The sequence below is a fragment of the Embleya sp. NPDC025285 genome (genome assembly GCF_055558835.1).
The window spans coordinates 26,234-47,532 of the sequence record NZ_JBVHLU010000022.1; the positions used below are offsets into that span (position 1 = coordinate 26,234).

Genomic DNA, 21,299 nt, shown 5'->3' on the forward strand with positions numbered 1-21,299 from the left:
GGGTCTTCGGCGGGGGCTGCGTGTCGGCCTGGTGCGCGCGGGTGGTGGTCGCAGTGTTGGGCCGGTGTCCTGCCTGTGCGGGGGTCGGGCATGGTCGGGGGCCCGTACGCTGGCCGGCACAGTGGGGAGCACCGCTCCCCACCCGAATTCCCCACTGAGGGCCCCCGGCCTTGCCCGACGCGGGGTCCCCGTGCTGGGAGGTGGCTCAAGACTGCGGACGCCGGCCCCCACGGTGCGGGCTTGTGGTCCTGGACGCGTCGGTGCCTTCCGAGGGAGAGGGAGGCACCGCGGCTGCCCACATCGCGCTTTCGCCGGATGGTGGTGTCCGGGGGCAGCCGCTGTGCCGGGCCCCTCACGGGTCCTTGCCCCGGGCGGGGCCGGCCGGGGTGTCGACCCGGGACCGGCGGCCACGCCGCACGCCCGGGGCGGGCGCCCCGGGCGGGCCCGCCCCCGGCGCGGAACGCGCCGGGCTTGAGTAAGTAGAGAAAGTCTCGGACACACCCCCGGGATGGTGCGATCAGGTGTGCCGCGACGGATCTGCGTGAACCATGGTTGCGGGCGTGCCTCGGGTGGTGGCTCGACCCGTCGGCCGGTAATGATCTTCGTCCCTGGTATTCCTGGTTGACACCATGCCTAGGCTCCCGTTCATGATCCGGAGAACTTGCGCAATGGTGATCTTGTTCGGAATGGCAGCCGTTTCCTGCTCGGGGGTAGATAACCCGGGCTCTGCCCAAGCCCCTTCGTCCCGCCCGGCCGTACCAAGACCATCGGCCCCTGTGTCGAGGCCCCTCCCGCTGGTACCCGCGATATCGGAAACCGATGCGCGTACGGCGGTATTAGAGTATTGGGCAGCGAAAAAGGCTGCTTTTGACGGGATGGATATCTCTCTCGTCCGGGACCTGGAGGACGGTACGCCGCTCGCAACGGATACGAACCGCATAGCGCGGATAAAGCAGTACGGGCAGAAGAGCCCGACCCTCTTTTACCATCCTGCATCCGTGAGCGACGTTCGCATATTCAATGCCGGAGAGACCCCCGTCGGGGCGAACCGGTATTTCTTGTCCAGTCAACGGATTGTGGGTGTACAGGAGAGAGTGGCGACGATGTATGTCGTCTTTCGCCAGAGCGGCGGTGCGGGGAAATGGAAGGCGATAAATTCGTCGGCCGTTTGGGCGGAGAAAGTGAACCCCGACCCCTTGCCCGCGTCGGGAACGACCCTGGCGACGGCGCCCGGCGTCGATGCTGCCTGCGGGGCCCTCGTCGACTTGCTCAACGACCGTGCGGCGCCGGACGGCTATTGGGGTGCGAGCGGTGCGGCGGCCCAGAAATCGCGCCTGTGGCGCGTACGGGATACGAAGGAAGGGGGTACGAAGTCGGCCGTGACTGCGGAACTGTCACCCGATGATCAGGGCCCGGTATGGATCCTCCCGAGTGGCACCAGAATTGCCCAGTGCGGCACGGTGGAGAAATGGACGTTCACACCCCCGGAGAAATCCTGTATGAGCTGGGCAAGCACGTGGGGCGACGAGCAATTCTACGGCCGACCCGTCGTCTGGACGGCCTATGGGGAATCCCTGGAAGCAGGAAACTACGGGCTTTCCATCCCTGGGGACGGAAAGCCCGTAGATATCCTGACGTTGCAATGGTCCGGCCTGGGACTCCGCAGTGACGATTGTCCGGCGTCATACCGTCACGTCGATTACTGATGCCGAAATACGTCAGTCCTTGGCGGCGCGGGGTTTGCGGCCTGCGGGTCGGCCCTGTGGGGTGATCACGTAGTCGGCCCGCGCAGCTTCGGCCCCGGTCCGCGTTTCCTCCAATAGGAGTGGTCCCGAATTCCCGCCGGTGATACGGCGGATGATCAGTACGGGTGTGCCTTCCGGTAGTTGCAGCGCGCTGGTCTCGTCCGGGGTGGGCATCCGAGCGGTGACGCTCTCGTGCCACGTGAGGCGGTGGCCGGCGGCTTCGAGGGCGGCGTACAGCTCGGCCTGCGGGCGGGTGCAGTCGTTGCCCAGCCCGGTGCTGTCGGCGGTCCGAAACGGAATCAGGGTGCGGACCTGTGCGCGGGTGCTGGAGGGTCGGTGGGTCATCAGTCGGTCGCACCCGAAAGCGGCTTCGCCCTCGTCCATGCCGAGCAATGGCCCGGTGGTGGCGTCGGTGGTGGTGCGGTAGGCGGTGGGTTCCTCGACCTGCGACCACTCGTCGTGAGGGTCGGCGTAGTGGCCGGTGCTGCGGACGATGGCCCGGTCCAGGGTGACCGTGGGTCCTGTTGCGGTGTCGCGCACGTACGAGCCCTTGCCGCGCCGCACGATCACGAGTCCCTCGGTTCGCAGTGCGGCCAGTGCCTGGCGCACGGTGGGGCGGGATACCCCGTAGCGCTCGGACAGGGCGCTCTCGGACGGCAGCAGTGTCCCCGGCGGGTACTCGCCGGCCTGGATGTCCCCTCGGATCGCGGTGGCCAACTGCCGGTATAGCGCGTCGGGTCGGACCAAATCCATGGGGTCTCCTCGGTGGCTGCTGTTCACCGTGTACGGGTTCGTCTCGCTTCCGACTGTATGGCGTCACCCGTGCTGATGTCACCTGTCATGACAAGTCACTTGCATCACAGCGCTTCCTGGCTGACACTTGTCATGACAAGTGACGTCCGACAACAGACGGACGTCCGCGAGTGGCTGGAGGCCACACCAAATGCAGTCCATACCTGTGGACGTCACCCGGCTCGGGACGCTGCTGTGCGTCGTCGCGCCGGAACCCAAGCTCGTATCCCGGGACACCGGGGAACTCAAGACGGACCGTGACGGGGTGACCGTGTGGACGGTCGGCGTATCCGTGCGGCAACAGGGCACGCGTCGGGCGTCCGTGATCGAGATCGCGGTGTCCGGTGAACCCGTCGGCATCACGGAAGGCGTACGCGTGGCCACCGTCGGCCTGGTCGCCTTCACCTGGGAGCAGAACGGCCGGCACGGCACCTCGTTCCGGGCCGACTCGATCACCCCTGCGGCTGCCGACGCCGGCGGCCCGCTGGTGTCCGCTCTGCGCGGCAAGGACAAGGCGGGTGACGCCTGATGATGCGTCAGTTACTCGCATGGGTCCTGCTCGTTGCGGTGGTGGGGCTGCTCGTCGCGGCCACGCTGCTGCGGCGGCGTTTCCCGGTCGGCTGGTGGTACGCGGTCGGGTTCCTGCCGACTGCCGTTCGAGTGCTGCGCTCGTGGCGTCCGCTCACGATCGAACGGGGCCTGACCATCACGCGTCGTCCCTCCCGCGTGCTGCTGGGAGATCTGATCGTGCGCGGACAGCCGCTGCGGCCGGTCCCGCCCAGGATCGGCATCCCCCGCCCGCGACCGGGCGGCCTGGAAGTCGCGGTGCGCATGCACGCCGGCCAGACCCCGGACGCCTACGCGGCTGCGGCGGACTCCCTGGCGCACGCCTGGCGCGTCCACGCGGTGCGGGTGACCTCCCCCGTACGGGGCCGTGTGCGGCTGTCCGCACTGACGACCGATCCCCTGGGGGAGGTTTCCGCCCCGGACAAGCCGGGCGCAGCCGACCCCCTGATGTGTGCCCGGGTCGGCCAGCGGGAGGACGGCGTTCCGTGGGTGATCGACTTCCGGGCCCTACCGCACTGGCTGATCGTCGGGGCCACGCGCACGGGCAAGTCCACCCTTCTCGCCGCGCTGGTGACCCGGCTCGCACCGCAACCCGTCGCCCTGGTCGGCATCGACCTCAAGGGCGGCATGGAACTCGGCCTGTTCGGTCCGCGCCTGTCGGCGCTGGCCACATCCCGCCGGGAGGCCGGTGCGCTCCTCGATGCCCTGGTGGAAGAGACACACCTGCGCATGACCGTGTGCCGGTTTGCCCGGGTGCGCTCCGTGTGGGAACTGCCGGACGGCAAGCGGCCCGTGCCGATCGTCGTCGTGGTGGATGAGGTGGCGGAACTGTTCCTCGCCGCGTCGCGTGCGGAAAAGGACGACGCGGCGCGGGCGGCCACGGCGCTGGTACGGCTCGCGCAACTCGGCGCGGCCCTGGCCGTGCACCTGGTCGTTGCCGGGCAGCGCGTCGGCTCGGACCTGGGGCCCGGGGCAACAGCGCTGCGGGCGCAACTCGCCGGGCGCGTCTGCCATCGGGTGTCCGACCCCGGGACGGCGGAAATGGCCCTCGGAGATCTGTCTCCCGAAGCGGTCGATGCCGCGCAAGCCATCTCCCCCGACGAACCGGGGGTCGCCATCCTCACGGGCATCGGCGGCGACTGGATGCGGGCCCGGTCGGTCCTGGTGACCCCCAAAGACGCGGCGCGCACCTCCGCCGACCACGCGGGGACGACCCCCGACATGCCCGCGCTGACGGCGGCCCTGGCCGGCTGCGGTGAGGGGGCACGGTGAACAGCGCTTCGAGCACGTTCCCGCTGGTCTTCGTCTTCGGCCTGATCGTCTTCATGCTCGTCCGCGCCGGCGAACTGCGCGTGTGGCAAGTCGTGATCACCGGTCTCTTCGGGTTCTACATCGCACAGTCCGCGCTGGCCCCGGCGATTTCCGGCCTGGTGGCCTCCCTCGTCTTCGCGCTCTTCTGACCGACCGCCTTGGAGAATCCCTTTTGACCATGCACCCCGTCCGCTGCCCGATCTGCCACGGCGACCGCAACACCCGTACCCGCACCGGACGGCGCCGCAAGTGCCGCTGCTGTCGCGGCAAGGGCACCATCCGCTGACCCATCCGACCCACCCGCACGACCCGAGAGGCCGCATCACCGTGACCACACCTCCGCGCCGCACGGCGCCTCCCACGCACCACACCCCCTCGGCTGCCAGGAGGCACCACCCTTGCCGCGCACCACCACACCCACCGACACCACCGAACGCACGAACAGCCGCGCCCGACAAGCGGATCGGGCACGGCTGTTCACACTCTCACCCGTCGATCAGGACCTGATCCGCATAGCCAACTTGCCCGGATTCGGGCGCTGGGTCGAACAGATCCGCGCAACCGGCGGCTGTGAACACCCGATCTACCTGAGCGGGTCCACCGTCACCCGTGACGCCTCCGGGGCGGTGGTCCACGCCTACTCCACCGAAGACGAACCCGGCGGACGCCTGGCCGTGCGCTGTCGCAACCGCCGGGCCTCGCGCTGCGCACCCTGCTCCTACGAACACCAGGGCGACACCTTCCACCTCGTCCGCGCGGGCCTGGTCGGCGGCAAGAACGTGCCCGCCGTGGTGCGCGACCATCCACGCCTGTTCGTCACCCTGACTGCCCCCGGCTTCGGCGCGGTTCACCGTGGGACCACGGACGGGCCCTGCCGACCCAGACGCGCCGGCAGCCTCTGTGAGCATGGGAGGCACCGCGGCTGCCCTCTCGTGCACAAGCACGATGAGAGTGTCGTGGGGCAGCCGCTGTGCCGGGCGTGTTACGACTACCCGCACCACGTGCTGTGGAACGCACACGTCGGGCCACTGTGGGACGGCTTCACTCACGCTGTGCGGCGGCGCTTGGCCTCGGCGGCGGGCATCTCCCGATCGCGCCTGCGCGAACACCTCACGGTTTCCTTCGCCAAGGTGGCCGAGTACCAAGCACGCGGCTCGGTTCACCTGCACGCGGTCGTGCGCTTAGACGGCCCCGACGGTCCCGACTCGCCTCCGCCGGCCTGGGCCACGGATGACGTCCTGGTCGCGCTCGTCCCCGAAGCTGCCGCCGGGGTACGGGTGTCTGCCCCGGAGTCCGAAGCACTCGGCTCCTACGTCCTGCGCTGGGGCCGACAACTCGACGTGCGACCGCTGCGGGCGTTCAACGACGGACGTGAGCTGACCGACGACGCGATCGCCGGTTACCTCGCCAAGTACGTCACGAAATCCACCGTGGCCGGCGGCGGCACCGACACCCGGATCACCCACCGCTCGACCATCGACCTGCTACCCGTCACGAACCACGTGAGGGCTCTCCTGCGGACCTGTTGGGATCTGGGCGGACTGCCGGAACTCGCGCACCTGCGCATGCGCCCCTGGGCTCACACGATCGCCTTCCGGGGCCACTGCCTGACGAAGTCGATGGCCTACTCGACTACCTACGGAGCCCTGCGGGCGGCACGCGCCGATCACCAACGTTCCGACGGCAACGCGGTCCCCGAGGATCTGGGGGCATTCACGCTCGCCACATGGCGCTTCGCCGCGCACGGCCACACCCCTGGAGAGGCCGAGATCGCAGCAGGGATCGCGGAAGACCTGATGTGGCAAAGGGCGCTCGTCCGTGAAGAGCGTGCTGCGGGGAGGTCACGATGACCTCCCCGCGCAAACCATCGGCCAGCTCGACGCCCCGGGGAATGACGCGGCAGGAGTGGTTAGACCACCACGTTCGACGGGCACCGAAGATCACTCCTGAGCAGTGGCGCAGAACACACGTGATCCTCGGAGGTGGGTCACTGGAGCAGTAGCGCTAAGGGTTCTATCGCCAGACGGGTTCGATGGCGTTGTGATCAAACACCGGGCCTCGGGTCTGGGATGGATGAACGATGACCGCCCGCAGATACTGGCCCAGCAGCGCTCGCTTACCGTCCGTACCCGCTCGTTCCCACTCGTCCCGGACATCTTCGACGGGTCGTCTCTGCTGTGCGCGCATGGTTATGGCATGGCGGTTCTTGCTGACCTTTGCCAACAATTTCCTTTCGCGCGTCTCCAGCCCTGGCACCACGGCAAAAAAGGAATCTCTGGTCACCGTGCCGTCCCGCATGCCATCGCGCATGTCCTTCAGGCGGGAGCGCACGTCCTCAAGTTCGATGGCGCTCGGATCGGTCACGTCCATCGACGGAAGCACGGCAGCATCGTCCGGGGCGTTTGCCGTGAGGTGTGCGAAGAGCAGATCTTCGAGAAGCTTGTCAAGCTTGGCCATGTTCCGTTGGCTACCGCCGCATCCCCCGTGGACCCGGGTGGGACACCGGTAGATCTTCACCAACTTGGCTGAGGGGGCGGCGGCCCTGGTCCCCACCATGGACGTGTTACAGAGTGTGCCGTCATCCCTGGGGCGACCACAGCGGAGAAGACCCGAGGCAAGGTGTTTCCGGGTCTTATCCCCAGTGAAGTCGTGGCCCTCGCGCCGGCGCTCGAACTCCGCGATGACGGACTCCCACTGCTCTACCGTGAGGATTGGCTCCCACCGTCCCCGCAAGTAGTTGCCGTCTGCATCCTTAAGCGCCAACGCTCGCGGGTCCACGACGTCCGCGTTTTCGCTGGGTTCGCGTGCCTCGTCCTCATCGTCCGGTGAGGGGCGCATCAACCCGCCGTAGACAGCGATGCCTGCAATGCGGGGACTCAAGATCATTGCCTTGAGCGCCTTGAGTCGCCATGGTCCGCCTCGGACTGTCGGGACGTCCGAAGCGCTCACAGAGCGCACGATGGCGGACATCGCGTCTCCGGCGATGAATCGCTCTGCGGCCGATCGGAGTAGATCCGCTTCTGCGGGCTCCAGGGTCCGCCCGTCGTCCTTCCACCCGAAAGGACGGGTTCCGGGGCGGCTACGGCCGTCCTGGGCCTTCTGGAGCCAGTCACGCGCAACCCGTCGGCCCGTTTCAGCGCTGGACTTGTTTGCCATGGCCACGACCACGCGGGCCATGGCTTTGCCGTTCTCGGTCATGAGGTCCAATGCCCCAGTGACACCGATCACGGGTCGCCTGAAGTGATCAACCAGATCGATCAAGTCTTCGAGATCGCGCGGTTGCCGAACGAGTCGGTCAAGGTCGTAGACGATGATCCCGTCGATCTCGCCGTCCTCGTAGTCGGCAAGCATCTGTCGGAACTCCGGGCGGATCACGCGCCAAACGCTGCGCCCCCCGGGGAGGCGAACCCTCCGCCTGCGGTAGGCGCTCGTGTCGTTTTCCTCGTAGATCTTGGTCACAGTCCAACCGCAACGTGCGGCCAGATCGTAGACGTCTTCCCGCTGCCGTCCTACCCCTCGTTCTAAGCCCAAAGGGTCGTGGGAGATGCGAACATACCCGGCTGCCCGGCGTGGTCTTCTGCGTGCCATTCCCATGCTGTCCATGGGAGTAGCGTATGTTCACGAACGGAGAGACCCACCAGCGTGAAGGTGGTCACCCCCGGCTCCAGGTCGGCCTGAACCTCCACCACCACGCCGTCCACACCGAGCAGGGTGACCGAGCGTGTGCGTGCGAAGCCCATGCTCAGCCCACCCCTCGGATGTGCTCGACCAGGGCCGCCCCGCGCTCGGCCGGGACCACCGCGACCAGGTCGATGCGCACCTCGCGCCCCGGCGGGCCGCCGAGCGGATGGGCGAGCAGCCAGCGCTCCGCGAGCACCCGCAGTCGCCGCGCCTTGACCGCGCCGACCGCCTCCAAGGGATGCTCGAAGCCGCCCGCGCGCCGGGTCTTGACCTCGCACACCACGAGCGTGGGCCCGTCCCGCGCGACGATGTCGATCTCGCCGTCACGACAGCGCCAGTTCCGGTCCAGGACGGCCATCCCGGCCTCGGCCAGAAACCGGGCGGCGACCCGTTCGCCGTACCGCCCCACGGCGGTGTTCCGCGACTGCCGGCCCGGCGCACCCCGGCTCCGCGCGCCCCGGCCATCCGCGCCCGGATCTCCCGCACTCGGGGTCCCGGCGTCCGGGTGTCCCGCACCCCGGGGCTGTTCGCCCCGGTCCTCGCCGCCGGCCGCATCGGTCCGCACAACGACCACCTCCGGCCCCGACGGTGCCGGAACCGGAGGTGGTCGAGAGTCGTTCCGCGTCCGCCTGTGCACAACTCGGCCGCTGTGGACGCCGCCCTCGCGGGTGTGCGGGTTCGCTCAGTTGCCGAACCCTTCGTTGCCCGCGGGCATCTCGAACTCGCTCTTGGTCAGTTCCTCGACGTTGACGTCCTTGAAGGTAAGGACGCGGACATTCTTCACGAATCGCGCAGGTCGATACATGTCCCACACCCACGCGTCCGCCATGGACAACTCGAAGAAGACCTCCCCGTCGGCCGACCTCACGTGCAGTTCGTACTGGTTGGTGAGGTAGAAGCGCCTTTCCGTCTCGATGACGTACTTGAAGAGACCCACGACGTCGCGGTACTCGCGGTAGAGCTGCAGCTCCATCTCGGTCTCGTACTTTTCGAGATCTTCCGCACTCATGCGCGCCCCTCGCTCCTGCGCTTCGCTGACGTCTCCCATTGTGTACCGGCGACCCACGTGGCCACCGGCGCACCATGGCACAACCGTCCGGGAGCAGCCGTTCGGCCCGGATCCGCAGATCCCGGCCGCCCGGCGCGGCTCAGCCGTTCCAGCGCTCGAACGGCTCGTCGATCAATTCGCCGGCCAGGAAGGCGGGCAACAACTCGGGCAGGCGTCCCGGATAAAACCGTGCCGGAGCCGCCGCGATCTCGGCCGGCGTCCACCACACCGCCTCCTGGTACTCGGCCAATTCGTCGGCCGTCCAGAGCGACCGATCCTCGCAGACCTTCGGCGTACGCTCGGCGATCCGCACCAGCACCACGAACTCGTGCTGCACCCGCCGATGCCCCGGTCGCACCCAGGTCACACTCCGCCGCCAGGTGGGCGGGCCCACATCCGCGGGCGCGATCCGCAGGCCGGTCTCCTCCAGGATCTCCCGGACGGCCGCGTCCACGTAGCTCTCGCCGGGGTCCAGGCCGCCGCCCGGCAGGTCGTACCAGTGCTGCGGATCGGATTCGGGGACGTGGGTGCGAAAGAGCAGCACCCGATCGTCGGGGTCGAGCAGCACCACACGCACGGCGCGGCGTTCCAGGTCGGGAGCCAGGTCGGCGGGGTAGTCCGGAACCGGCTCGGGCACATCTCCGGGCCATGACACGGGTTGAGTCGTCATCCACGGATTGTGCCCCGAACGCGTACGGCCGGGTCGCCCGGGAGAAGGATTCCCGAGCGACCCGGCCGTGCGCGAGGGCCCACGCTCAGGTGGGCGGCGCTCCCGAGGGATCGCGCGTGCTCACCCGCGCGTCCGACGCGTCGTCCGCCCCGGCCCGACGGTGCCGCCGCCACAACACCAGCGGCACGGCCCCGATCAGCCCGGCCGCCATCGGCGTACCGCCGATCACGTCGAGCCCGAGACCGGGCTGATCGAACGTGCCCGGCACCCCGAGTCCGTGGATCCGGTTCAGCGGCCACACCACGGTGAACGCGCGCCCGATCACCTGGTCCTTGTCGACCGTCCCGTTGCCCGGCTGGTCCATGTGATAGCGCGAGTCGGAGGAGTTGTCGCGGTTGTCGCCCATCAGCCAGATCCGGCCCTTGGGCACGGTCACGTCGAACACCTTCGTCGACGGGGCCACGCCCTTCTTGAGGTACGAGCTCTCGTCCAAGGGTTTGCCGTTGACCATCAGGCGGCCCTGCGCGTCACAACACTGCACGCGGTCGCCGCCGACTCCAATCACCCGCTTGATCAGGTCCTTCTCGTCCGCGGACGGCATCAGGCCGACCCAGGACATGCCCTTCTGCAGTCCGCGCACCACCGCGTTGTCGGACTGCTTCGGGGCCTCCTGGAGCCAATTGCCCGGGTCGTGGAAGACCACGACCTGACCGCGCTCGGGCTCCGCGCCGAACCACGGCGAGAACTTGTTCACCAGCACCCGGTCGCCGACCTTGATGGTGTTCTCCATCGACTCCGAGGGAATCGAGAACGCCTGGACCAGGAAGGTCTTGATGAGCAGCGCCAACACGATGGCGATCAGCAGCAGCAGCGGCAGTTCCCGCCAGAACGACCCCTTCTTCTTCCGCCGCTCGCCCGAGTCCGAGGCACCCTCGCCGTCGCCGGAATCCTGCGGCTCGTCCGATCCACCGGAGCCGCCGGGCCCGCCGGGACCGTCCGTGTCGGGCGGCGAACCGTCGCCCGGGCCGCCGCCGGGGGTGGGGGTCGGGCCCGCCGGCGGGAAGATCGGCGCCGCGTCGGGGGCGGCGCCGTTTGCTGGTCGTTTCACCAGATCGGGCGACTGCGTGGGCCCGTCCCCGCTCGTTGGTTGGGTCGGTGGCGCTCCGGGATCGTGCGGCGCGTCGGTCGGATGCCGCTCGTGCGGCTCCCGCCCACGATCGTCGTCTCCACCAGCGGATCGCGCTCCGATCACGACTTCCCCCACGGCGCCTCCTCGTACCCGTGCAGGCCGGACGGCACCCGGTCGGGGCTGTCCACCGGCTGCCCACAGCTCTGTCTTGATGATTTCCGACCCGTGCCGCGCACGTCGCCGGGTCGATGTCGACCCCAAGGGTCCGGCATGCGCCGGCGCGAGCGTACACGTCGGCGTAGCAGGACCAGCGGAACCGCACCCACCATTCCCATAACGACCGGGGTGGGCGGGAGAATCGCAACCGACAGGGCTTTGTTCCCGAACGTCTCCGGAACGGGCAGTCGATGCGCCCGACCGAACGGCCAGGCCACCACGAATGCCCGACCGACCACATCACCCTCCGGGATCGTGCCCTGATAGGGCCGGTCCATATGTGCCCGCGAGTCGGCGGAATCACCGCGATGGTCGCCCATCACCCACAACCGACCCTTGGGCACGGTCACGCTGAACCTCTTCTCGGAGGGTGCGTTGCCCTTGTACAGGTAGGGCTCGTCCAGCGGGACGCCGTTGACGGTGATCCGACCGGAGGGGTCACAGCAGGCAACCGTGTCGCCGCCGACCCCGATCACCCGCTTGATCAGGTCCTGTTCGTCGTCCGAGGGGAGCATCCCCACGAACACGAGGCCCTGCTTGACCTGCTTGAGTCCCGGCGGCGGATCGTCCGAGTTCTTCTTGCCCAACCACCCGCCCGGGTCCCGGAAGACCACCACCTCGCCGCGTTCGGGAGTCCACCCGAACCACGGCGAGAACTTGTCCACCAGCACCCGGTCGCCGACGTTGATGGTGTGCTCCATCGAACCGGACGGGATGTAGAACGCCTGCACGAGGAACGTCTTGATGAGCAGCGCGAGCGCGAGCGCGATCACCGCCAGCATCGGCAACTCGCGCCACAGCGGCACCACCTTGTCCTTGCGCCGCGAACGCCTGCCGCGGCGGCGGCGCTTGGGCCTGCCCGTCTCCACCGACGGTGCCGCGGGTGCCGGGGGCCTCGCGGGTGCCACGGGTGCCGGTTCGGCCTCGCCGAGCACCACCGCGCCGGCCGACCCCAGGGGCGGGACGGCGGCGCCGGTGACGTCCCGGCCCGCGCTCGGCCCGGAGGGGCCGGCGGCGCGGGCGCCGCCCTTGGGTTTGCCGCGCTTACCCACGACGGTCGAAGTCCGACCGCTCGAACGTCTTCGGCCGGTCCGTGCCCTGGATCCGGCCGAACGGCCAGATGATCCACTGCGCGCGCCCGATCACCCGGCTCTCGGGCACCATGCCGCCGCCGGGCTCGCCGAGGTGATCGCGCGAGTCGGCCGAGTTGCTGCGGTGGTCGCCCATGACCCACAGCTTGCCCTTGGGCACCTCGGCTTCGAAGGGGAAGTCCGAGGGCTTGTCGCCCGGATGCAGGTAGTCGCCCTCGTCCAGCGGCACCCCGTTGACGGTGATCCGACCCTGCGCGTCGCAACACTTGACCACGTCGCCGCCGATCCCGATCACCCGCTTCACGAAGTCGTTGTCGTCCGGGTTCGTGAAGCCGAACACCCCGCCGAGCTTGCGCAGCGCGCCGGTCACCGGGTTGGGCTTGTCGGTGTCCTCGGGAGTGAACGAGCCGCGCCCGTCGAAGACGATCATGTCGCCGCGCCGGATGTCGCCGAACTCGTAGGCCAGCTTGTTGACCAGGACCCGGTCGCCGACCTGAAGGGTGTTCTCCATCGAACCGCTGGGGATCACGAACGGCTGGGCCACCCACGAGTTCACCGCGAGCACCACCACCATCGCGACCGCGACCAGCAGCGGCAGTTCGACCCACGCGGGCATCCGTCGCCGGCCCGGCGCGGGCGGCGCCTCCTCGTCCTCGTCCTCCGAGTCGGCATCGGCGTCGGCATCGGCATCGGCATCGGCGGACTCGTCCCGCTGCACCGCCGGATCGGCGTCGGAGTCGGCTTCCGCGACCGGATCCGCGCCGAGGTCGGCGGCCGCCGCGGGCTCCGGGTCCGCGGCCGGCACCCGAGTCGGCTCCGCGGGCGAATCCTTCGCCGGATGCGGGGAGTTGACCGCCTCCGCGACCGTGGCGACCGCCCCTTCGGGCCCGCTCCCGTCGCCGTCCGCGCTCCGTGCCCGATCCGAGACACGCGAAGGCCGCGCCTCCACGACCTCGGTGGACGAGGTACCGGCGGATTCCTCCGCCGTGGAGGCACGGCCTTTGCTCTGCTCTGCGTCGTCCATCACGAACGAGCCTAGCGTCCGGGTCGTCTCGACACGGTCGAGGCACCCCGGGTGGAACGTACGGGTCAGCGGCTCGGACGGTCCGTGCGCTTCTCCTTGATCTTCGCGGCCTTGCCGCGCAGGTCGCGCATGTAGTACAGCTTCGCGCGACGGACCGCGCCGCGGGTGACCAGCTCGATCTTCTCGATCACCGGGGTGTGCACCGGGAAGGTGCGCTCCACGCCGACGCCGTAGCTGACCTTGCGGACCGTGAAGGTCTCGCGGATGCCGTCACCCTGGCGACGCAGCACGAAGCCCTGGAAGACCTGGACGCGGGACTTGTTGCCTTCGATGACTCGCACGTGCACCTTGAGGGTGTCACCGGGACGGAAGTCCGGGACGTCGTCCCGCAGGGATGCGGCATCGATGTGGTCGAGCTTGTTCATCTCGCGTCGCTTTCTCGTGGGTGCCACAGGTCACCCACGGGTTTCGTGGTCACAGGTGTGGGGTCGCCGCTCCCGAGTGGCGCTCCCCCTGTGGCAGGGGTGCCGTCCGACTCCCGGGGAACCCGGTCCGGATCGGGACATGGCAACAGCGTCTCAGTCTGCCACAGGTGCCTCGGCCGGCTGAAACCGGCCGTCCCGCTCGACCCAGCCGAGCTCGGCGAGGGTGGCCCGGTCCTTCTTGTCCACCGCTCCCGGATCGATCCTGGCGATCAGGTCGGGCCGGTGCGCGGCGGTCCGGCGCAGCGCCTCGTCCCGCCGCCACCGGGCGATCGCGCCGTGGTTCCCGGACACCGTGATCGGCGGCACCTCGCGACCGCGCCACTGCGCGGGCTTGGTGTACACCGGCCCCTCGAGCAGGTTGGCCATCGCGCCGGGCGCGAACGAGTCGTCCCGGTGCGACTCGGCGTTGCCGAGCACGCCGGGCAGCAGTCGGGCCACCGCCTCGACCATGACCAGCACGGCGACCTCGCCGCCGGCGAGCACGTAGTCGCCGATGGACACCTCGTCCACCCGCATCCGGGTGGCCGCCTCGTCCAACACCCGCCGGTCGATGCCCTCGTACCGGGCGGGCGCGAACAACAGCCAGGGCTCGTCGGCCAATTCGACCGCGAGGTCCTGGGTGAACGGGCGCCCGGACGGGGTCGGCACGATCATCCGCGGCACGGCGGCGGCCTCGCCGCGGCCCTGCTCCAGCACCGCGTCCAGCGCGAGCCCCCACGGCTCGGGCTTCATCACCATGCCGGGGCCGCCGCCGTACGGGCTGTCGTCGACGGTCTTGTGCACGTCGAACGTCCAGTCCCGCAACTGGTGCAGGTGTACGTCGATGAGCCCCTTGGCGCACGCCTTGCCGACCAGGGAGACGTCCAGCGGCGCGAGGTACTCGGGGAAGATCGTGACGACGTCGATCCTCACGAGGGGTCCTGCCCCGACTCCGACGCGGCCCCCGGCTCCGGCTTCGGGCCGGGCGCCGGCTTCGCCGCGGCCCGGGCCGCCTTCGCCTCGGCCCGCTCGGCGGCCGTGAGTTTCCTCGGCTTGCTCTTCCTCGGCTTCCGCTCGCCCGGCTCGGCCTCGCCCGCCTCCGGGTCCGGCACCGCGAGCACCGCGTTCTCCGCGTCCAGCAGACCCGGCGGCGGGGTGATCACCGCGCGCTGGTTCTCCAGGTCGATCTCCGGGACGATCTGGTGCACGAACGGGATCATCACCTCGCGCCCGTCCGAGCGGCGGACCATGAGCAGGTCCTGCGACGGCAGGTGCACGACCTCGGTCAGCTCGCCCACCGCCTCGCCGTCGGCGGTGAACACGTCGAGTCCGACGAGCTGGTGGTCGTAGTACTCCTCGGGGTCCTCGGGGAGTTCCTCGGGGTCGACCTCGGCGATCAGGAGGGTGTTGCGCAGCGCCTCGGCGTCGCTGCGGGTGGTCACGCCCTCGATGGTGAGCAGCAGCCGGCCGCTGTGCACCCGGCCGTCGGCGATGGTCAGCGGGCCGACCGAGGGAGGGTCCGTCATCAGCACCGCACCCGGCGCGAGCCGCAGTTCCGGCTCGTCGGTACGGACCTCGACGGTCACCTGGCCCTTGATGCCGTGTGCCTTGCCGATACGGCCGACCACAAGCTGCACCTGCGACTCCTCAATCTCTGCCCGATGGGACCGATGGGACCTCATGCCCGGGGCAGGAGGGGAAAACGCCGGGAAGGCGGAAATGCCAAGAAGCCGCCCGGCGGAGGATTCCGCCGGGCAGCTCCCGGTTGGACGTGATGTCCGGGTACGTCAGCGAACCTGGTCGACGTCGACGAGGTCGACGCGGACTCCTCGGCCGCCGAGCGCGGTCACGACGGTGCGCAGCGCACGCGCGGTGCGACCACCTCGACCGATGACCTTCCCGAGGTCTTCGGGATGTACCCGAACCTCGAGAATGCGGCCGCGGCGAAGATTACGCGCCCGTACCTTGACCTCGTCCGGATGCTCGACGATGCCCTTGACCAAATGTTCGAGGGCTTCCTCGAGCATGGTCAGCCCTCGTCAGCGGCGGTCTCGGCGGCGGCTTCGCCCTCGGCGGCCGGAGTCTCGGTCTCGGCGGCAGCCTCGACCTTCTTCTCCTTCTTGGCCTTCGGCGTGGTGGCGCCGTCCTTGGGCTCGTCCATCGCCTCACGGGCGGCGGCCTCGAAGAGCGACTTCTTGTCGGCCTTCTCCGCGGCGACGAGCAGCGGGGCCGGGGCCGGCAGACCCTTGTGCTTCTGCCAGTCGCCGGTGAGCTTGAGGATGTGCGCGACCGGCTCGGTCGGCTGCGCGCCGACACCCAGCCAGTAGAGCGCCCGCTCGGAGTCGACCTCGATGCGCGAGGGGTTCTCCATCGGGTGGTAGATACCGATCTCCTCGATCGCCCGACCGTCACGCTTGGTGCGGGCGTCGGCGACGACGATGCGGTAGTGGGGCGAACGGATCTTGCCCAGGCGCTTCAGCTTGATCTTGACTGCCACGAGAGTGGTGTCTCCTGCATCTTGACGTGGGTGAACAGCCGGCATTCACGTGGGGACATGAGGCTCGGCTGATCGTGGACACGGTAAGCATGCGGAGAGAGGGTCCGGCAATGCCCCGGGTACTCAGCTCGCCATTCTGCCAGACATCCCGGCCCCGACCAAAGCCGGGCACCGATTCGACCGGCCGAGGGCCGCGCGGCTTTTAGAATGCAAGCCGCATCGCCCTTCTCCCTCTTCTTCTAGTCGTTAGGTCGCCACGGTCTCATGCGTTGGTCCGAACTGTACGTACCCACCCTCCGCCAGGACCCCGCCGACGCCGACGCGGTCAGCCACCGTCTGCTCGTGCGCGCGGGGTACATCCGCCAGCTCATGGCCGGCCACTACTCGCTGCTGCCGCTCGCGGTGCGGGTGCGGGCGAAGGTGATCACGATCATCCGCGAGGAGATGAGCCGGATCGGCTCGCAGGAGATGGTCCTGCCGACCATGCACCCGGCCGAGATCTGGCAGAAGAGCGGGCGCTGGGAGGTCATGGGCGACGAGATGTTCCGGCTCAAGGACCGCAAGGGCTCGGACCTGGCGCTGGGCATGACGCACGAGGAGATCTTCACCACCCTCGCGCACGAGCTCAGCTCCTACCGCGACCTGCCGCAGACCTGGTACCAGTTCCAGACCAAGTTCCGCGACGAGCCGCGACCCAAGAGCGGGCTGATCCGGGTGCGCGAGTTCACCATGAAGGACTCGTACAGCTTCGACCTGGACGCCGAGGGGCTGGACCGCTCGTTCGAGGCGCACCGGCAGGCGTACGTGCGGATCTTCCAGCGGCTGGGCATCCCGGCGATCGCGGTGCAGGCGTCCAGCGGCACCATGGGCGGCAGCGGCTCGACCGAGTTCATGTGCCCGTCGACGGCCGGCGAGGACCTCGTCGTGCACTGTCCGAACTGCGACTACGCGGCCAACGTCGAGAAGGCGACCTCGCGGCTCGCGGAGATCGAGGACGGTGCCGGGCTCGACGTGCCGGAGCGGTTCGACACCCCCGGCATCAAGACCATCGAGAACCTGACCAAGGCGCACGGCGTGCCGGCCGACCGGCAGATCAAGACGCTGGTCTACATGGTCGGCGGGCGGCTGACCCTGGCCCTGTTGCGCGGCGACCACGCGCTGGTCGAGCAGAAGCTGATCGACACCACCGGCTCCACCGACGTGCGCCCGGCCACCGCGGACGAGATCAAGGCCGCGCTCGGCGCGTACCCGGGCAGCCTGGGCGGGGTCGGCGTGAGCGACCTGCCGATCCTGGCCGACGAGGCGCTGCGCGGTCGTCGGGACATGGTGACCGGCGCCAACGTCGACAAGGTGCACGTGCGCGGCGTGGACGTCGAGCGGGACATCGCCGTGGGCACCTGGGCCGACCTGCGCGAGGTGGTGGCCGGCGAGCCGTGCCCCGCGTGCGGCACCGGCCTGGAGGTCGAGCAGACCGTCGAGATCGGCCACATCTTCAAGCTCGGCTACAAGTACACCGAGGCGCTGGGCGTGAACGTGCTGGGCGCGGACGGCGAGCGGGTCACCCCGATCATGGGCAGCTACGGCATCGGCGTCGAGCGGGCGATGGCCGCGGTCGTGGAGACGCACCACGACAAGAACGGCATCGTCTGGCCGGTCGCGGTGGCACCGTTCGAGGTCGCGGTCGCGCTCCTCGACGTGGACGACGAGAAGTCGCGCGTCACCGCCGAGGAGATCTACACCGAGTTGGTCCGGCAGCGGGTGGACACGATCCTGGACGACCGCGCCGAGCGTCCCGGGGTGAAGTTCAAGGACATCGAGCTGGTCGGTATCCCGTTCCGGGTCACCGTCGGCGCGCGCAGCCTGGCCGAGGGCAACGTGGAGATCGTCTCGCGCGCGAGCGGTGAGAAGGCGCTGGTCCCGGTCGCCGAGGCGGTCGAGTACGTCCGCAAGCTGGTCCTCGACGCGAGCTGACCCCGTTCCCGATCGTGCGAGCGCCCCCGCCGGGTCGACCGGCGGGGGCGCTCGCGCATGCGGGTGCCGCCTCGCGCGCGGATCTCATCGCGGTGCCGGGATGCCCCTGCCGACCGCGTGGGTCGGCCTCTCGTCGATCGGGATGGCCCAGCGGGCGATCTCCTCGACGTGCACCGTGTTGGTGCCGAACGTGCCCGGGGTGAGCGCGTAGGTGAGTTCGCCGATGTCCACCGCGCCGGCCACCGACACCGGACCGCCCGGGCAGGTGCCGGTGACCGCGAAGCTGGTCGGGCTCGCGGGGGCGTCCAGGACGTGCCCGGACCACATCGCGGTGCCCTCGTCGTCGATCTCCACGGCGTCCTCCACGACCTCGACGATCACGTCGGGGAACAGCCGCAGGGTGATCTGTCGAGGTGCCGGGGCGGTCACCCGACACAGGAAGTCGAAGTCCTTCGGCGACACGGCCATCGGCCCCTCGCGCAACACCCACGGTCGGGCCGGGTCCGGCCCGACCGCCGACTCGCCGAGCAGCGTCGCCCCGGCCGGCCACGCGCCGCTCGGCAACGCGATCGCGCAGAAACCCGCCATCAGGGCACCGAGCAACCGTCGAGAAGTAGTCATGCACCGATCAACGACCGACCCCGGCCGTCGTTATCGTCCGGCGCGGGCGGCCGTGCTCGTCGTTCCGCCGACCGCGCCGCGCGCCTCAGCCGATCCCGAGGCGGGCGCACTCCGCCGCGAGTTCGGCCGTGCACACCTCGCGCGGATCCACCGTGCCGGCCAGTAGGGGCAACATCTCCTTGAGGTTGGCCCGGGTCAGCGCGACCGGCGCGAGGGCCACCGTCGGCACCTGGGTCGTGCCGTTGTCGCGGGTGGCGTCCACGCGCGACAACGCTTCGCCCCGGCCCAGCGTGATCGCCATCTCGGCGGCGGCCTCGGCCTCCGGCCCGCCGGGCTTGAGCACCGAGACGGTCTGGGTGCCCGCGATGATCCGGCGCAGCGTGGCCGGGTCCGGATCCTGTCCGGTCAGCGGCACGGGTGCGGCGACGCCGGCGGCGGTCAGGCCGCGGAGCACGCCCGCGGCCATCGTGTCGTCCACCGCGTAGACCCCGATCACCTGGGTCGGCCCGCCGAGCGCGGTCAGCGCGTCCGCGATCACCTGCTGGGCCCGGTTCCCGCCGGGGTCCTCGAGGTCGTACTCGCGCCCGATCGTCACCTCGCCGTCGAGTACGGCGTGTGCGCCACGCTTGATCTCGCTCCCGGCCCGGTCCCCCGCGCGACCGTTGAGCATCACGATCGAGCCGCGTCGCGGTCCGCCCGCCGCGCGCACCGCGTCGAGCAGCGCCTGCGCCTGGAGTCTGCCCACCTCCCGGAAGTCGAACGAGACGTGCCCGGCCACGGGACCCGCGGCCAGCTTGTCGAAGGCGACCACCGGAATGTCGTGTTCCCGGGCCCTGGTCACCGCCGACGCCGTGTCCTTGGGGTCCACCGGGCCCAGCACCAGCACCCGGACACCGGCCGAGATCATCGCGTCGATCTGCGCGCGCTGCACGTCCGGCCGCCGGCGGGCGGGCTCGAACCGCACCGAGCAGCGGGGGCACAGTTGCCGGATCCGCGCCTCGAACGCCGGTCGCACGCTCGCCTCGGCCCGATCGTCGGGCAGCAGCAGGCCGATCCGGAAGGCGGTGGGCGGGTTCGCGGTGCTCTGCGCGCCGCCGCCGAACCCGCGCCACACCAGCAGCCCGGCCGTCAACGCGACCGCGACGGCCACCGCGACCGCCACCGCGTAGCGCGGGCGGGTCGGTGGCAGTCGATGGCTTCCGCCCCGTGCCGCACCGAGCGCACGCGGAGCGCGCGGGGCGGCCGGCCCGGCCACGCCCGGCACCTCGCCCACCGCCTCGCCGAGCGCCTCGTTCGTCGCGTCCCGCGGCACCGCGTCCCGAGCCGGCTCGGCGCCGAGTCGGCTCGGCCCGAAGCCGACCGAGTCGCCGGTGTCCTCGACCGCCGGGCCGACGAGCCCCGCGCCCGCCGGGTCCGCGGTCGCCTCGGCCGCCGGGCCGGCCGTCTCCCGGCCCACCGAGTCGGCGAAGTCCTCGGCGGGCGGCGGATCCGGTGTGCCCTCGGCGTCCAGCGCGCGCCCCGCGATCCGCAGCAGCGCGTGCGCGAGCGGCGCCGGCAACCAGCCGCCCGGCAGGTCCTCGTCGGTCTCGGTCGGCACCAGCGCGCGGGCCCGGGCCGGCGTCGGTCGGCGGTTCGGATCCTTGTCCAGGCAGGCTTGCAACAGCGGCAGGAACGCCTCCGGGGCGTCCTCCAGATCCGGATCGCGGCCGGTCAGGTTGGCCAACAGGACCGGCCAGGGCCCGGATCCGAACGGCAGTCGTCCGGTGGCCGCGTAGGCGAGCACCGCCCCGTAGGAGAAGACGTCGCTGGCCGGCCCGACATCGGCCCGCTCGAACTGCTCCGGCGACATGAACCCGAGCGTGCCGAGTGTGTGCCCGGTGCGGGTCAGCGCGGTCGCCCCGTCCAGCAGCGCGATGCCGAAGTCGATCACGATCGGGCCGTCGACCGCGAGCAGCACGTTGGCCGGCTTCAGGTCCCGGTGCACCAGGCCCACCGCGTGCATCGCGACCAGCGCGTCGGCCAGACCGCGGGCCACCGCGGCGAGCGTGTGCGCGGGCAGCGGGCCGAACGTGCCGACCGCCTCGCCGAGCGCCATCCCGGGGATGTACGCGGTGGCCAGCCACGGCACCTCGGCGTACGCGTCGGCGGCCACGACCGGTGCGGTGAACGCGCCCCGCACCCGGCCCGCGGCCTCCACCTCGCGGGCGAATCGCTGCCGGAACGCGTCCTCGTCGTCCAGGAGTTCGACCCGCACCCGCTTGACCGCCACGGTCCGCCCGGCGGGCCCCCGGCCGAGGTACACCTGCCCCATGCCGCCGCTCCCGAGCCGGCCGAGCAGTCGAAACGGTCCCACCCGACGCGGATCGTCGGTGCGTAATGCGTCCACTGGGGTTCCCCCGTCATCGACTCCGGCCGCCGATCCCACCCGACGGCCGCGGGCACGATCCCACGCACGCCACACCCCGCGTGCAC

At 70.2% G+C, this 21,299-nt stretch carries 21 protein-coding genes; 6 read left to right on the forward strand and 15 right to left on the reverse strand.

Annotation, left to right across the window (positions count from 1 at the left end):
- Positions 1 to 875: 875 nt before the first annotated feature.
- The gene (locus tag ACZ4FV_RS17050) at positions 876 to 1,706 is read left to right on the forward strand and encodes a hypothetical protein (protein ID WP_465322844.1); all 831 of its coding nucleotides are present in this window, start codon (positions 876 to 878) and stop codon (positions 1,704 to 1,706) included.
- 12 nt (positions 1,707 to 1,718) lie between these two features.
- Here ACZ4FV_RS17050 and ACZ4FV_RS17055 read toward each other — a convergent pair whose 3' ends face one another.
- Complete coding sequence (locus tag ACZ4FV_RS17055; RefSeq protein WP_465322845.1) at positions 1,719 to 2,498, reverse strand: GntR family transcriptional regulator; 780 nt, start codon at positions 2,496 to 2,498, stop codon at positions 1,719 to 1,721.
- Between the two features lie 190 nt (positions 2,499 to 2,688).
- Between ACZ4FV_RS17055 and ACZ4FV_RS17060 the strand changes: the two genes are divergently transcribed.
- The 4 genes from ACZ4FV_RS17060 (at position 2,689) to ACZ4FV_RS17075 (ending at position 6,265) form a co-directional block, all read left to right on the forward strand.
- Entirely contained in the window at positions 2,689 to 3,066 is a 378-nt protein-coding gene (locus ACZ4FV_RS17060; protein WP_465322846.1) for an SCO3933 family regulatory protein, read from the forward strand.
- Positions 3,066 to 4,376 (forward strand): FtsK/SpoIIIE domain-containing protein, encoded by a 1,311-nt coding sequence (locus ACZ4FV_RS17065; RefSeq protein WP_465322847.1) that lies wholly within the window; start codon positions 3,066 to 3,068, stop codon positions 4,374 to 4,376. The genes ACZ4FV_RS17060 and ACZ4FV_RS17065 overlap by 1 nt, the downstream gene beginning before the upstream one ends.
- Positions 4,373 to 4,564, forward strand: coding sequence for a hypothetical protein (locus ACZ4FV_RS17070; RefSeq protein WP_465322848.1), 192 nt, complete (start codon positions 4,373 to 4,375; stop codon positions 4,562 to 4,564). The genes ACZ4FV_RS17065 and ACZ4FV_RS17070 overlap by 4 nt, the downstream gene beginning before the upstream one ends.
- Before the next feature lie 249 nt (positions 4,565 to 4,813).
- On the forward strand, positions 4,814 to 6,265 hold the full coding sequence (locus ACZ4FV_RS17075) for a replication initiator (protein ID WP_465322849.1): 1,452 nt from the start codon (positions 4,814 to 4,816) through the stop codon (positions 6,263 to 6,265).
- A gap of 163 nt (positions 6,266 to 6,428) precedes the next feature.
- On the opposite strand, the gene ACZ4FV_RS17080 is transcribed toward ACZ4FV_RS17075, so the two are convergent.
- From ACZ4FV_RS17080 to rpsP, 12 genes are all read right to left on the reverse strand, one after another.
- Positions 6,429 to 8,018, reverse strand: coding sequence for a recombinase family protein (locus ACZ4FV_RS17080; protein WP_465322850.1), 1,590 nt, complete (start codon positions 8,016 to 8,018; stop codon positions 6,429 to 6,431).
- 139 nt (positions 8,019 to 8,157) lie between these two features.
- Entirely contained in the window at positions 8,158 to 8,733 is a 576-nt protein-coding gene (locus tag ACZ4FV_RS17085) for a YraN family protein (protein ID WP_465322851.1), read from the reverse strand.
- A 45-nt stretch (positions 8,734 to 8,778) separates the two neighbouring features.
- A complete protein-coding gene (locus ACZ4FV_RS17090) occupies positions 8,779 to 9,105 on the reverse strand; it encodes a DUF2469 domain-containing protein (protein ID WP_395872691.1) in 327 nt (108 codons plus the stop codon).
- 139 nt (positions 9,106 to 9,244) lie between these two features.
- Positions 9,245 to 9,814 (reverse strand): NUDIX hydrolase, encoded by a 570-nt coding sequence (locus ACZ4FV_RS17095; protein ID WP_395872690.1) that lies wholly within the window; start codon positions 9,812 to 9,814, stop codon positions 9,245 to 9,247.
- Between the two features lie 85 nt (positions 9,815 to 9,899).
- Positions 9,900 to 10,922, reverse strand: a complete 1,023-nt coding sequence (gene lepB / locus ACZ4FV_RS17100) for a signal peptidase I (protein WP_395872688.1) — start codon at positions 10,920 to 10,922, stop codon at positions 9,900 to 9,902.
- 140 nt (positions 10,923 to 11,062) lie between these two features.
- Positions 11,063 to 12,211 (reverse strand): signal peptidase I, encoded by a 1,149-nt coding sequence (gene lepB / locus ACZ4FV_RS17105; protein WP_465322852.1) that lies wholly within the window; start codon positions 12,209 to 12,211, stop codon positions 11,063 to 11,065.
- A complete protein-coding gene (lepB, locus tag ACZ4FV_RS17110) occupies positions 12,204 to 13,274 on the reverse strand; it encodes a signal peptidase I (RefSeq protein WP_465322853.1) in 1,071 nt (356 codons plus the stop codon). The genes lepB (ACZ4FV_RS17105) and lepB (ACZ4FV_RS17110) overlap by 8 nt, the downstream gene beginning before the upstream one ends.
- Positions 13,275 to 13,339: 65 nt before the next feature.
- A complete protein-coding gene (gene rplS, locus ACZ4FV_RS17115; protein ID WP_395872682.1) occupies positions 13,340 to 13,699 on the reverse strand; it encodes a 50S ribosomal protein L19 in 360 nt (119 codons plus the stop codon).
- A 153-nt stretch (positions 13,700 to 13,852) separates the two neighbouring features.
- Positions 13,853 to 14,671, reverse strand: coding sequence for a tRNA (guanosine(37)-N1)-methyltransferase TrmD (trmD, locus tag ACZ4FV_RS17120; protein WP_395872680.1), 819 nt, complete (start codon positions 14,669 to 14,671; stop codon positions 13,853 to 13,855).
- Positions 14,668 to 15,375 carry a ribosome maturation factor RimM gene (gene rimM, locus ACZ4FV_RS17125; RefSeq protein ID WP_402230800.1) on the reverse strand — a complete coding sequence of 236 codons (708 nt, stop codon included), beginning with the start codon at positions 15,373 to 15,375 and terminating at the stop codon, positions 14,668 to 14,670. The genes trmD and rimM overlap by 4 nt, the downstream gene beginning before the upstream one ends.
- Before the next feature lie 150 nt (positions 15,376 to 15,525).
- Positions 15,526 to 15,765, reverse strand: coding sequence for an RNA-binding protein (locus ACZ4FV_RS17130; protein WP_020553237.1), 240 nt, complete (start codon positions 15,763 to 15,765; stop codon positions 15,526 to 15,528).
- Between the two features lie 2 nt (positions 15,766 to 15,767).
- On the reverse strand, positions 15,768 to 16,235 hold the full coding sequence (rpsP, locus tag ACZ4FV_RS17135) for a 30S ribosomal protein S16 (RefSeq protein WP_360310613.1): 468 nt from the start codon (positions 16,233 to 16,235) through the stop codon (positions 15,768 to 15,770).
- A 264-nt stretch (positions 16,236 to 16,499) separates the two neighbouring features.
- On the opposite strand from rpsP, the gene ACZ4FV_RS17140 reads away from it, so the two are divergent.
- On the forward strand, positions 16,500 to 18,206 hold the full coding sequence (locus tag ACZ4FV_RS17140) for a proline--tRNA ligase (RefSeq protein ID WP_395872676.1): 1,707 nt from the start codon (positions 16,500 to 16,502) through the stop codon (positions 18,204 to 18,206).
- 84 nt (positions 18,207 to 18,290) lie between these two features.
- On the opposite strand, the gene ACZ4FV_RS17145 is transcribed toward ACZ4FV_RS17140, so the two are convergent.
- Together ACZ4FV_RS17145 and ACZ4FV_RS17150 are read right to left on the reverse strand one after the other, a co-directional pair.
- A complete protein-coding gene (locus ACZ4FV_RS17145; RefSeq protein ID WP_395872674.1) occupies positions 18,291 to 18,827 on the reverse strand; it encodes a hypothetical protein in 537 nt (178 codons plus the stop codon).
- Positions 18,828 to 18,912: 85 nt separating this feature from the next.
- On the reverse strand, positions 18,913 to 21,213 hold the full coding sequence (locus tag ACZ4FV_RS17150) for a bifunctional serine/threonine-protein kinase/ABC transporter substrate-binding protein (protein ID WP_465322854.1): 2,301 nt from the start codon (positions 21,211 to 21,213) through the stop codon (positions 18,913 to 18,915).
- Positions 21,214 to 21,299 lie beyond the last annotated feature (86 nt).